Genomic DNA, 12578 nt, shown 5'->3' with positions numbered 1-12578 from the left:
GCGCAAGGGTTATCCTGTCGGGCTAACGGAGGTTTTTTATGCAGATTTTCAAGGTTGGCGGCGCGGTGCGCGATCGCTTGCTCGGCTTACCGGTAACCGATATTGATTGGGTGGTGGTCGGCGCCACGGCAGACGAGATGCTCGCCAAGGGCTATCGCCCGGTTGGAGCGGATTTTCCGGTATTCCTTCACCCCAAGACCGGCGAGGAATACGCCCTCGCCCGCACCGAACGCAAAAGCGGTCGCGGTTATGGCGGCTTCACCTTTCACGCCAGCCCCGAAGTCACCCTCGAAGAAGACCTGATCCGCCGTGATCTGACGATCAACGCGATCGCCGAAGACGACCAGCAAAACCTGACCGATCCGTATCATGGCCAGCGCGATCTCGAAGCGCGCATCCTGCGCCACGTTTCCCCCGCATTCGCCGAAGATCCGCTCCGTGTGCTGCGCGTTGCGCGCTTTGCTGCCCGATATGCCAGTCTTGGCTTCACTGTCGCACCAGAAACACTGGAACTGATGCGCCAGCTCAGTGAGTCCGGTGAACTGCAGGCGCTGACCGCCGAACGCAGCTGGAAAGAAATCTCCCGCGCACTGATGGAAGATCAGCCGCAGGTATTCATCCAGGTGCTGCGCGACTGTGGCGCCTTGAAAGTATTGATGCCGGAAGTCGACGCGCTGTTCGGCGTACCGCAACCGGAAGCGCATCACCCGGAAATCGACACCGGCCTGCACACTCTCAGCGTTCTGGAGCAATCAGCGCTGCACAAACAAGCGCTGACGGTACGCTGGGCTTGCCTGCTGCATGACCTCGGCAAAGGCCTGACGCCGGAAGAAGAGTGGCCACGACATATCGCCCATGAACACACTGGGTTGAAGCTGATCAAAGCGGTGAACGAACGCTTCAAGGCACCGAAGGATTGTCAGGAGTTGGCCTTGCTTGTCGGCAAGTACCACACCCACTGTCACCGGGCGCTGGAATTGAAGGCCTCAACATTGCTGGAGCTGTTGCAGAGCTTTGATGTGTATCGACGACCGCAGCGGTTTGAAGAGTTTATCGGCGCATGCGAAATGGACGCCCGAGGCCGTAAAGGGCTGGAGCAGAGAAGTTATCCACAGGCCGATTATTTACGCGGCGCTGCCCAGGCTGCGCGGGAAGTCGCGGTGCAGCCGTTGCTGGAGAAGGGATTCAAAGGCCCGGAACTGGGCGAAGCGCTGAAGCGAGAACGACTGAAGGCGCTAAAAGCCTACAAAGACAGGGCGTCAGCCTGAAAAGCTTCGCGAGCAAGCCCGCTCCCACATTTGGAATGCATTCCCCTGTGGGAGCGGGCTTGCTCGCGAAGGCGTCCGTCAGATCAACGCAAATCCGAAGGCGTGAGCTGCTCGCCTCGCCATTCAAACCCCACCGGCGCCAACACCTGATCAATCTGCGCCTCGGCCCACAACGTCGCGAAGCTTTTCCCCACACCTGGATGCACCCGATCCGGCGCAATCAGCGACAGCGGCCACAGCACAAAGGCGTTTTTCAGAATCTCGGCACGCGGCAGAATCAAGCCGTCGAAGTTACCGGTCAGATCGCCGTATAACAGCACGTCGATATCCAGCGGCAGCCCCTTGCGATCCGGCGCATAGCGACCGTTATCGGCTTCGATGAATTTCAGGCGCCGATCCAGCTCCATCAAGGGCAGATCGGTAAACGCCGAGACCACGAAGTTGAAGAAAGGCCCGCTCTTGATCCCCACCGGCTGACTCTCGAACACCGCCGAACAGCGGATATCCACCAGAAACGTCGCCAAAGCGTCGAGCCCGGCGCGCAAATGGGTTTCGCGCTCGATATTGCTACCGAGCCCGAGGTACACCTGAGTCAGCGACATCCGCGCTCGATCTCCACACCCACGCCACCCCTGGCCGCCGGCACTGCGCCAGGCTTGGTCAGCTTGAGGCGAACCCAGGTGATCTTGAACTCGGCCATCAATACTTCCACCAGACGCTCGGCAAAGGTCTCGACCAGTTGATACTGGGATTGCTCGGCAAAGGCCTGGATACGCGTGGAAACGCTGGCGTAATCGAGCGCCAGGGTCAGGTCGTCACCCGCGGCGGCCGGGCGATTGTCCCAGGCGAAGCTCAGATCAAGACGCAGGCACTGTCGAATGCCCCGCTCCCAGTCGTAAGCACCGATCACGGTGTCGACTTCCAGGCCCTCGATAAACACTCTGTCCAAGCACTTTTCTCCGCTGCACGACAAGGGCGCAATGCGCCGTTAGAATCAGGGCGTCCTCGCCCGGAATAGTTAGCATGTTTTGGTTACTGGCGACTCTCGCCTACCTGCTCGGCTCTCTGTCCTTCGCCATTTTGCTCAGCCGCCTGACCGGAAACCCGGATCCGCGAATGAGTGGCTCGGGTAATGCCGGCGCCACCAACATGCTGCGCCTGGTCGGTCGCAAACTGGCGATCCTGACCCTGCTCGGTGATCTGTGCAAAGGCCTGGTACCGGTGCTGATCGCAGCGGCCGCTGGCCTTTCGTTGCAGGATCAGGCCTGGATCGGCGTGTGCGCCGTTATCGGTCACCTGTTCCCGCTGTATTTCCGTTTTCGCGGCGGCAAAGGCGTCGCCACGGCTGCCGGCATGCTGCTGGGCCTGTATCCACCCGCTGCACTGCTGGCGGTGTGCGCCTGGCTGCTGACGTTCTACCTGACCCGTACCAGCTCGCTGGCGGCATTGATCGCCACGCCCCTGACCTTGCCGTTGCTGGCCTGGCAGGAACCGGAGGCGCTGCTGCCGATGAGCGCATTGACGCTACTGATCGTCTGGCGCCACCGCGGCAATCTACGCGACCTGTTTGCCGGGCGCGAACGGCATTTTTAAATACCGCTCAGCCACACCGCCAATCGCACCGCCAATCACAACGCCGACAACTGCTCCATCGGCCAGCGCGCCTGCACGCTGATCGCCAGACTTTCCTGCTGACCGGCCTGCAAACGCTGACAACCGGCAAACGCGATCATCGCGCCATTGTCGGTGCAGAACTCCGGGCGGGCGTAGAACACATCGCCCTGCATGTCGCCGAGCATCTTTTCCAGCGAAGCGCGCAAGGCCTTGTTGGCGCTGACGCCGCCAGCGATCACCAGACGCTTCATGCCCGCGCGTTTCAGGGCGCGCTTGCACTTGATGGTCAAAGTCTCCACCACGGCCTGCTGGAACGCCAGCGCGATGTCGCAACGGGCTTGCTCGCTGTCGTCCCCGGCGTTGACGCATTGCTGCCAGGTGTTGAGGGCAAAGGTCTTCAAGCCGCTGAAGCTGAAATCCAGGCCCGGGCGATCACACATCGGACGCGGGAAGGTGAAACGTCCTGCGACGCCCTTCTCGGCCAGCTTGGCGATTTCCGGCCCGCCCGGATAATTGAGGCCCATCATTTTCGCGGTTTTGTCGAACGCTTCGCCGGCGGCATCGTCGAGGGTCTCGCCGAGCAGGCTGTATTGGCCAATGCCATCGACCTGAACCAGCTGCGTATGCCCCCCGGAAACCAACAAAGCGACGAACGGAAATTCCGGCGGTTTTGGCTCCAGCATCGGCGCCAGCAAGTGGCCTTCCATATGGTGCACACCGAGTGCCGGAATGCCCCAGGCAAATGCCAGCGCCTGAGCGCACGAGGCACCGACCAGCAGCGCCCCGACCAGGCCCGGGCCCGCGGTGTAGGCGATCGCATCGATCTCGGTCGGCACGCAGTCAGCCTCGGCCAACACCTGACGAATCAAGGGCAGCATGCGCTTGACGTGGTCACGCGAGGCCAGCTCCGGCACCACGCCGCCATAGACGCGGTGCAGGTCGATCTGGCTGAACAGCGCGTCGGCCAGCAGGCCGCGTTCACTGTCGTATAATGCGACGCCGGTTTCGTCGCAGGAGGTTTCTAATCCCAGTACTAGCATGGGTTTGCGCCTTGTTTAGGCTGAATTCGAAGGCGCGCATAATAGTCGCCATGCGATGCCCCGACTAGCGGTTTTCGATCAGAGGCTTTGCATTCCGAGCGATGAGGGGTTAACATCCGCAACCCTTAAAAACCGACGTCTTCAAGTGCTCTTTTGCCGCGAGGATGTTGACCCCGGTAATGAATGAAGGTAGCTCTGGATGCCAGCCGTCAAAGTTAAAGAGAACGAACCCTTCGACGTAGCTCTGCGTCGTTTCAAGCGCTCCTGCGAAAAAGCCGGTGTACTGGCTGAAGTTCGTAGCCGCGAATTTTACGAGAAGCCAACTTCTGAGCGTAAGCGCAAAGCAGCAGCCGCTGTTAAGCGTCACGCCAAGAAAGTTCAGCGCGAACAGCGCCGCGCCGTTCGTCTGTACTAATACACAGACGATCGTAGCAAGCTTCTTGCCTAAGCCCGGCCCTCAGCCGGGCTAATGGCATTTGCGTAAAACGCTTGATGCTTCACCGTCGAAGCCGCACACGCGACCGAGACAAATCTGCTTCACGCGTCAGACCTGGCTCTTTTGCCAGCGGTGCACGTCTTTTCTGACGAGCCTTTCAAGGCTACTGACGAGCACACCCACTGATTCCTCTTACGACGATCAGCCCAAGGCACCTGCATGCGTGCCCGCTTTATTGAGCTATCCGGGGCCATTTATCGGCCGTCAGCGGATTCAGCGCAACACTTTCAAATAGTCGAAAACTGATGAGTACTAACGTCAGTGGTTTTTCGGCAGATACACTTCCCGACAGCGATCACGCAACCGAACCCGGTCGAGCCGCCCATTTTGTGCGCCTCACTCAAGACCTGCGTCCGGCCGCCCTTCGCATCGGACTCATTACAGCGCAGACGAGAACGCCATGGCCGGGCTGATTCCCCAGAGCTTTATTGACGACCTCCTGAACCGCACCGACATCGTCGACGTGGTCAGCTCGCGTGTGCAACTGAAAAAGGCCGGCAAGAACTACACCGCCTGCTGCCCGTTCCATAAAGAGAAAACCCCATCGTTCAGCGTCAGCCCGGACAAGCAGTTCTATTACTGCTTCGGTTGCGGCGCCGGTGGCAACGCCCTCGGCTTTCTCATGGACCACGACAACCTGGATTTCCCCCAGGCGGTTGAGGACCTGGCCAAAGCCGCCGGGATGGAAATACCCCGCGAAGAAAGTGGCCGCCCGCACAAACCGCGGCAGCCAACCGATTCGCCGCTGTACCCGCTGCTCACCGCCGCCGCCGATTTCTACCGCCAGGCGCTCAAGAGTCATCCCGCGCGCAAGGCTGCGGTGGATTATCTCAAGGGCCGCGGACTGACCGGCGAGATCGCCCGGGACTTCGGTCTCGGCTTCGCGCCGCCGGGCTGGGACAACCTGTTCAAACATTTGAGCAGCGACACTTTGCAGCAGAAGGCCATGATCGACGCCGGCCTGCTGATCGAGAACGCCGAAACCGGTAAACGCTATGACCGCTTCCGCGATCGCGTGATGTTCCCGATTCGCGATACCCGTGGCCGGATCATCGCTTTCGGTGGCCGGGTACTCGGCGACGACAAGCCGAAATACCTGAACTCGCCGGAAACCCCGGTCTTTCATAAAGGCCAGGAGCTCTACGGCCTCTATGAAGCACGCAAGAACAACCGCAACCTCGACGAAATCATCGTCGTCGAGGGTTACATGGACGTCATCGCCCTCGCCCAGCAAGGTTTGCGCAATGCCGTCGCGACCCTGGGCACTGCAACCAGCGAAGAACACCTCAAGCGTCTGTTTCGGGTAGTGCCGAACGTTTTGTTCTGCTTCGACGGTGACCAGGCCGGCCGCAACGCCGCATGGCGCGCACTGGAAGCAACATTGCCGTGCCTGCAGGACGGGCGCCGCGCGCGCTTTCTGTTTTTGCCCGAAGGCGAAGACCCGGACACCCTGGTTCGCGCCGAAGGCACTGATGCCTTCAAGGCCCGCATCAACCAACATGCGCAGCCGCTGGCCGATTATTTCTTCCAGCAACTGACCGAGGAAGCCGATCCGCGCTCGCTCGAAGGCAAGGCCCATATGGCCACCCTCGCCGCGCCGCTGATCGACAAAGTGCCGGGCGCCAACCTGCGCATCCTGATGCGCCAGCGCTTGACCGAAATTACCGGTCTGAGCAGCGAAACCGTCAGCCAGCTGGCGCAAAGCGCGCCGCAGGAAGCGCCGCCCGCCTACGATCCGGGCATCGATTACGACGCAATGCCGGATTACAGCGACTACCATCAGCCGCAGGCACAAGACATGTATGTGCCGCAGCAGGAGTGGACGCCGAAGAAACCCGGCGCCGGCGGCAAGAAATGGGACAAGAAACCCTGGGACAAGAACGGCAAGCGTGGCGGCGATCGCGATCAACAACGCCCGCGCACGCCGATTGGCGTCGAATCACCGACCCTGACCGCGCTGCGAACATTGCTGCATCACCCGCAACTGGCCGAGCGCGTCGAGGATGCCGGGCACATTGCGGACGAAAATCAGACCAACGCACAGTTGCTTGTGGCGCTGCTCGAAGCCGTACAGAAGAATCCCAAGCTAAACTCATTTCAGTTGATCGCGCGATGGCACGGCACTGAACAGGGTCGCTTGTTGAAAGCGCTGGCGGAAAAGGAGTGGCTGATTGACGGAGAAAACCTTGAACAACAGTTTTTCGACACCATTACTAGCTTGTCAGCCCGCCAACGCGAGCGAAATCTGGAACAGTTGCTCAGGAAAGCGCGTCAAAGCGAACTGAGCGCCGAAGAGAAAAATCAACTGCGCGACCTTTTAAGTCGCAATGTTTCCGCATCAAACCCGACCTCAACTGGCGCGTGAGGTCATAGCTCAGGTATAATCCTCGGCTTGTTTTTTGCCCGCCAAGACCTTCAGTGGATAGGGTGTTATGTCCGGAAAAGCGCAACAGCAGTCTCGTATTATTGAGTTGATCAAACTGGGTCGTGAGCAGAAGTATCTGACTTACGCCGAGGTCAACGACCACCTGCCCGAGGATATTTCAGATCCGGAGCAGGTGGAAGACATCATCCGCATGATTAACGACATGGGGATCCCCGTACACGAGAGTGCTCCGGATGCGGACGCCCTTATGTTGGCCGACGCCGATACCGACGAGGCCGCTGCGGAAGAAGCAGCCGCTGCGTTGGCAGCGGTGGAGACCGATATCGGTCGCACCACTGACCCGGTGCGCATGTACATGCGTGAAATGGGTACGGTCGAGCTTCTGACTCGTGAAGGCGAAATCGAAATCGCCAAACGTATCGAAGAAGGCATCCGTGAAGTGATGAGCGCGATCGCGCACTTCCCTGGCACGGTTGACCACATTCTCTCCGAGTACACTCGCGTCACCACCGAGGGTGGTCGCCTGTCCGACGTTCTGAGCGGTTACATCGACCCGGACGACGGCATTGCGCCGCCGGCCGCCGAAGTGCCGCCGCCGATCGACGCGAAAGCCGCCAAGGCTGACGACGATACCGACGACGATGACGCCGAATCTTCGGATGACGAAGAAGAAGCCGAAAGCGGTCCGGATCCGGTCATCGCGGCCCAGCGTTTTGGCGCTGTGTCCGATCAGATGGAAATCACCCGCAAGGCCCTGAAAAAGCACGGTCGTCACAACAAGGCAGCGATTGCCGAGTTGCTGGCCCTGGCTGAGCTGTTCATGCCGATCAAACTGGTGCCGAAGCAATTCGAAGCCCTGGTCGAGCGTGTTCGCAGCGCCCTGGATCGTCTGCGTCAGCAAGAGCGCGCGATCATGCAACTGTGTGTACGTGATGCACGTATGCCACGCGCAGATTTCCTGCGTCAGTTCCCGGGCAATGAAGTCGACGAAAGCTGGTCCGACGCCCTGGCCAAAGGCAAGAGCAAATACGCCGAAGCCATTGGTCGCGTACAGCCGGACATCATCCGTTGCCAGCAGAAACTGATCGCGCTGGAAACCGAGACCGGTCTGACCATCGCCGAAATCAAGGACATCAACCGTCGCATGTCGATCGGTGAGGCCAAGGCCCGCCGCGCGAAGAAAGAGATGGTTGAAGCCAACTTGCGTCTGGTGATCTCGATCGCCAAGAAGTACACCAACCGCGGCCTGCAATTCCTCGATCTGATCCAGGAAGGCAACATCGGTCTGATGAAAGCGGTGGACAAGTTCGAATACCGTCGTGGTTACAAGTTCTCGACTTATGCCACCTGGTGGATCCGTCAGGCGATCACTCGCTCGATCGCCGACCAGGCCCGCACCATCCGTATTCCGGTGCACATGATCGAGACAATCAACAAGCTCAACCGCATTTCCCGCCAGATGCTGCAGGAAATGGGTCGCGAACCGACCCCGGAAGAGCTGGGCGAACGCATGGAAATGCCTGAGGACAAGATCCGCAAGGTATTGAAGATCGCTAAAGAGCCGATCTCCATGGAAACCCCGATCGGTGATGACGAAGACTCTCATCTGGGCGACTTCATCGAAGACTCGACCATGCAGTCGCCAATCGATGTTGCAACCGTTGAAAGCCTGAAAGAAGCGACTCGCGAAGTGCTGTCCGGCCTCACTGCCCGTGAAGCCAAGGTCCTGCGCATGCGCTTCGGTATCGACATGAACACCGACCACACACTCGAAGAAGTGGGCAAACAGTTTGACGTAACGCGTGAGCGGATCCGTCAAATCGAAGCCAAGGCGCTGCGCAAGCTGCGCCACCCGACGCGAAGCGAGCATCTGCGCTCCTTCCTCGACGAGTGATACCAGAACCCCCGGCCCAGGCCGGGGGTTTTGTTTATGCGGCAGATTAAATCCCTCGCACCGCCCCTCCCCGGCATACCCCGTCTACACTCGAAACAATGAATCCCGTGCCATAACGAGACGGTTATGCCCAGACTGGCGCCCGTGCTTTTCTTGCTGTCACTGATGATCTGGACCGCAACGGCTGACGCGCTGACTCTGACCGATGAAGAACGTAGCTGGCTGGCGGCTCACCCGGACTTGCGCCTGGGTGTCGATGCATCGTGGCCGCCGTTCGAGTTCCGCGATGAACAGAATCGCTATCAAGGCCTGGCCGCCGACTATATCGACGTGATCCGCCAGCGCCTGTCGATCAAACTCAATCCGGTCGAGCCATCGAGCTGGACCGAAGTGCTGGCGCAGGTGAAAACCGGCAAGATCGACCTGCTGCCAGGGATCATGTCCACGCCGGAGCGCCAGAGCTATCTGTCGTTTACCCGCCCCTACCTCGACTTTCCGATCGTGATCCTCGCCCACATTGGCGGCGCTCAGCCGCGCAAAATCGAGGACCTGTACGGTCTGAAGATCGCCGTGGTGGAAAACTACGCCCCCCACGAACTCCTGCGCACCCACCATCCCGACCTGAATCTGGTGGCCATGCCCAATGTCAGTTCGGCCTTGCAGGCACTGGCCACCGATGAAGTAGACGCCGTGGTCGGCGACCTTGCCTCCAGCGTCTGGAGTCTGCGCCAGCTCAAGCTCGACGGTTTATACGTCAGCGGCGAAACCCCGTATCGCTATCAGCTGGCAATGGGCGTACCCCGCGACAACAAAATGCTGGTGGGTATTCTGGACAAAGTCCTCGCGGACATGAGCCCCGAGGAAATCAGCAGCATTCAGGAACATTGGGTCGGTAATGTTCTGGACCATCGGACATTCTGGTCGGACCTTCTGATCTATGGCCTTCCGGGCCTGTTGCTGCTGGTCAGCATTCTGGCGGTGGTCATTCGCATCAATCGCCGCTTGAGTTCGGAAATAGCCCGCCGCGTCGACCTAGAACAGGAATTGCGCAGCAGCGAATATCATTACCGCGGATTGGTCGAGAGCCTTTCGGCCATCGCCTGGGAAGCGCGCATGAGCGACTTCACCTACAGCTATGTGTCGCCGCATGCCGAAGATCTGCTCGGTTATCCACAGGCGCACTGGCTGATTCCGGGCTTCTGGCGCAACATCATTCACCCCGCCGACCTGACCCGCGCCCAGGCCATTTGCGATGAGGCGGTACGCGACGGACGCGATCACACCCTCGACTATCGGGTGATCACCGCTGACGGGCGCTGCCTGTGGGTGCGTGACATTGTCAGTCTGATTGAACATGGCCATGAGCCTGTGATGCGCGGGCTGATGATCGACATCAGCGAAACCAAGCGCACTGAGGAGGCGCTGCGGCTTTCAGAGCAGAAGTTCGCGTCGGTGTTCCAGCAATGCCCGGATATCCTCGTGATCGCGCGGTTGTCCGACGGCTGTCTGCTGGAGGTCAACGAAGCCTTTGAAGAACAGATCGGCCTCAAGGCCAAGGACGTCGTCGGCCAGACCGCCACCGAACTCAACATCTGGGGCATCCCCGGGGTCGGGCCCGGGCTGTTACAGCGCTTGCAGGCCGGCAGTATCCGCAACCTGGAGATGCCCTTTCGCCGCAACAATGGCCAGGTGTTCACCGGTCTGATCTCCGCCGAGCCCTTCGACCTCGACACCACTCCGGCGCTGGTGGTGGTCGTGCGCGACATCACTCAACTCAAGGAAACCCAGCAGCAACTGCAAACCTCCGAAGAGAAGTTCGCCAAGGCCTTTCACGCCTCGCCGGACGGCTTGCTGCTGTCGCGTCAGAGCGATGGCTTGCTGCTGGAGGTCAACGAGGGTTTCAGTCGCATCACCGGATTCAACAGCGCGATGTCGGTGGATCGCTCGGCGCTGGATCTGGGGATCTGGGTCAATCTCAACGAACGCAAGCAGATGCTCGACCTGCTGCACCGCGACGGCTTCGTACGCGATTTCACCTGCCATATCCGCCGCAGCGACGGGCAAATCCGACTGTGCGAAGTGTCCAGCCGTCCTCTGCCGATCGGCGAAGAAGACTGCATGTTGACCATTGCCCGGGACATCACCGAGCGCCATTTGATGCAGGAAAAACTGCAGCAGGCCGCCACCGTATTCGAGAGCACCGCCGAAGGCGTGTTGATCACCGACACCCAGCAGCACATCAGCGCGGTGAACCGTGCGTTCACCGAAATCACCGGCTACAGCGAAAGCGAAGCCCTCGGTCACACCCCGCGTCTGCTCGCCTCGGGACTGCATGACAGCGCGTTTTATGCGGCAATGTGGCACCAGTTGACTGCTGAGGGACACTGGCAGGGCGAGATTTCCAACCGGCGCAAGAACGGCGAGTTGTATCCGAGCTGGCTGACCATCAGCGCCGTACGCAACCGCGACAAGTTCATCACCCACTTCGTCGCGGTGTTCGCCGATATCTCCAGCCTCAAACACGCACAAGCCAAGCTCGATTATCAGGCGCACCACGACCCGCTCACCGGCCTGCCGAATCGCACCCTGTTTGAAAGTCGCCTGCTCACCGCGCTGAACAGTCAGCAGGAAAACGGTGGTCAGGGCGCGGTGCTGTTCCTCGATCTCGACCGCTTCAAACACATCAACGACAGCCTCGGCCACCCGGTTGGCGATCTGCTGCTCAAAGGCATTGCCGTGCGTTTGAAAGAACAACTGCGTGATATCGACACCGTCGCACGACTGGGCGGTGATGAATTCATCATTCTGCTGCCGGGCCTGCAACAAGCCAGCGATGCCGACAACATCGCATTCAAACTGCTCAACTGCTTTGGCGCACCGTTTCAGGCCGGTGAGCACGAGTTTTTCATCAGCGCCAGCATCGGCACCAGCCTCTATCCACGGGACGGCTGCGATGTCGCCACCTTGGTGAAAAACGCCGACGCGGCGATGTACCGCTCCAAGGCCAAGGGCCGCAACCGCGTCGAAAGCTACACTCGCGACCTCACTGCCCAGGCCAGCGAGCGCGTGGCACTGGAGCACGAACTGCGCCGGGCCATCGAGCGCGAAGAGTTGTTCCTCTACTACCAACCGAAAATCAGCCTCGACGACCATCGCCTGGTCGGTGCCGAAGCGCTGATCCGCTGGCGCCACCCGACCTTCGGCGAAGTGCCGCCGGAGCACTTCATCCCGTTGGCCGAAGAGAACGGCATGATCCTGCAGATCGGCGATTGGGTGCTCGAGACCGCCTGCCGGCAGATGTTCGAGTGGAATCAGATCTACGACAGCCTTGGCCCGCTGTCGGTCAACCTGGCCGGCGCGCAACTGCGGCAACCGAATCTGCTCGGACGCATCGAACAACTGCTCAGGGACAACCGCCTGCAGCCGGATTTACTGCAACTGGAAATTACCGAAAACTTCATCATGAGCCAGGCCGAAGAAGCACTGGCGGTGCTGCACCAGCTCAAACATCTGGGGGTTCAACTGGCGATCGACGACTTCGGCACCGGTTATTCTTCGCTCAGTTACCTCAAACGCCTGCCGCTGGACATCCTCAAGATCGACCAGTCCTTTGTTCGCGGACTGCCCGATGACCCGCACGACGCGGCGATTGTCCGCGCGATTATCGCTCTGGGCCGGAGCATGCAATTCACCGTGATCGCCGAAGGCGTCGAGACCCAGGCCCAGCAACAATTCCTCGCCGCCGAAGGTTGCGAACAGATCCAGGGCTACATCGTCAGCCTGCCGCTGCCCCCGGAAGAATTCGCCGCAACGTTTCTTCGTGTAACCGTATCGGATTATTCGGATAGCACAGCCGCCAAACCGTCGCTATAATCCGCGG

The 12578-nt window shown here is 60.0% G+C and carries 9 protein-coding genes; 6 read left to right on the top strand and 3 right to left on the bottom strand.

What is annotated here, in order from left to right; translation table 11 throughout:
- The first annotated feature begins 38 nt into the window (after positions 1–38).
- Positions 39–1268: a multifunctional CCA addition/repair protein gene (locus M0808_RS03480; protein WP_247839923.1), complete on the top strand. Its 1230-nt coding sequence runs from the start codon at positions 39–41 to the stop codon at positions 1266–1268.
- An 83-nt stretch (positions 1269–1351) separates the two neighbouring features.
- On the opposite strand, the gene folK is transcribed toward M0808_RS03480, so the two are convergent.
- Both folK and folB read right to left on the bottom strand, forming a co-directional pair.
- Positions 1352–1870 carry a 2-amino-4-hydroxy-6-hydroxymethyldihydropteridine diphosphokinase gene (gene folK, locus M0808_RS03475; RefSeq protein ID WP_139055804.1) on the bottom strand — a complete coding sequence of 173 codons (519 nt, stop codon included), beginning with the start codon at positions 1868–1870 and terminating at the stop codon, positions 1352–1354.
- Positions 1861–2217, bottom strand: coding sequence for a dihydroneopterin aldolase (gene folB / locus M0808_RS03470; protein ID WP_247839921.1), 357 nt, complete (start codon positions 2215–2217; stop codon positions 1861–1863). The genes folK and folB overlap by 10 nt, the downstream gene beginning before the upstream one ends.
- A gap of 74 nt (positions 2218–2291) precedes the next feature.
- Between folB and plsY the strand changes: the two genes are divergently transcribed.
- The gene (gene plsY / locus M0808_RS03465) at positions 2292–2861 is read left to right on the top strand and encodes a glycerol-3-phosphate 1-O-acyltransferase PlsY (protein WP_027610711.1); all 570 of its coding nucleotides are present in this window, start codon (positions 2292–2294) and stop codon (positions 2859–2861) included.
- Between the two features lie 35 nt (positions 2862–2896).
- On the opposite strand, the gene tsaD is transcribed toward plsY, so the two are convergent.
- Positions 2897–3922, bottom strand: a complete 1026-nt coding sequence (gene tsaD / locus M0808_RS03460; RefSeq protein WP_247839919.1) for a tRNA (adenosine(37)-N6)-threonylcarbamoyltransferase complex transferase subunit TsaD — start codon at positions 3920–3922, stop codon at positions 2897–2899.
- A gap of 199 nt (positions 3923–4121) precedes the next feature.
- On the opposite strand from tsaD, the gene rpsU reads away from it, so the two are divergent.
- The 4 genes from rpsU to M0808_RS03440 all read left to right on the top strand — a co-directional run bounded on the left by rpsU (position 4122) and on the right by M0808_RS03440 (position 12571).
- Positions 4122–4337 carry a 30S ribosomal protein S21 gene (gene rpsU / locus M0808_RS03455; protein WP_002551877.1) on the top strand — a complete coding sequence of 72 codons (216 nt, stop codon included), beginning with the start codon at positions 4122–4124 and terminating at the stop codon, positions 4335–4337.
- A gap of 481 nt (positions 4338–4818) precedes the next feature.
- On the top strand, positions 4819–6783 hold the full coding sequence (dnaG, locus tag M0808_RS03450; RefSeq protein WP_007966496.1) for a DNA primase: 1965 nt from the start codon (positions 4819–4821) through the stop codon (positions 6781–6783).
- A 67-nt stretch (positions 6784–6850) separates the two neighbouring features.
- Positions 6851–8698, top strand: coding sequence for an RNA polymerase sigma factor RpoD (gene rpoD / locus M0808_RS03445; protein WP_027610709.1), 1848 nt, complete (start codon positions 6851–6853; stop codon positions 8696–8698).
- Between the two features lie 126 nt (positions 8699–8824).
- Positions 8825–12571, top strand: a complete 3747-nt coding sequence (locus M0808_RS03440) for a bifunctional diguanylate cyclase/phosphodiesterase (protein ID WP_223006912.1) — start codon at positions 8825–8827, stop codon at positions 12569–12571.
- Positions 12572–12578 lie beyond the last annotated feature (7 nt).

This window comes from Pseudomonas sp. MWU12-3103b (genome assembly GCF_023100615.1).
In the GTDB taxonomy this organism is placed as follows: Bacteria; Pseudomonadota; Gammaproteobacteria; order Pseudomonadales; family Pseudomonadaceae; genus Aquipseudomonas; species Aquipseudomonas putida_A.
The sequence above is the reverse complement of the archived record's forward strand: the minus strand, read 5'-3'. Positions and strand labels throughout refer to the sequence as shown.

Coding starts and splice junctions, on each gene's coding strand:
- dnaG (WP_007966496.1), top strand. CDS start 4,819: ATGGCCGGGCTGATTCCCCAGAGCTTTATTGACGACCTCCTGAACCGC.
- rpsU (WP_002551877.1), top strand. CDS start 4,122: ATGCCAGCCGTCAAAGTTAAAGAGAACGAACCCTTCGACGTAGCTCTG.
- M0808_RS03480 (WP_247839923.1), top strand. CDS start 39: ATGCAGATTTTCAAGGTTGGCGGCGCGGTGCGCGATCGCTTGCTCGGC.
- folK (WP_139055804.1), bottom strand. CDS start 1,870: ATGTCGCTGACTCAGGTGTACCTCGGGCTCGGTAGCAATATCGAGCGC.
- plsY (WP_027610711.1), top strand. CDS start 2,292: ATGTTTTGGTTACTGGCGACTCTCGCCTACCTGCTCGGCTCTCTGTCC.
- M0808_RS03440 (WP_223006912.1), top strand. CDS start 8,825: ATGCCCAGACTGGCGCCCGTGCTTTTCTTGCTGTCACTGATGATCTGG.
- rpoD (WP_027610709.1), top strand. CDS start 6,851: ATGTCCGGAAAAGCGCAACAGCAGTCTCGTATTATTGAGTTGATCAAA.
- tsaD (WP_247839919.1), bottom strand. CDS start 3,922: ATGCTAGTACTGGGATTAGAAACCTCCTGCGACGAAACCGGCGTCGCA.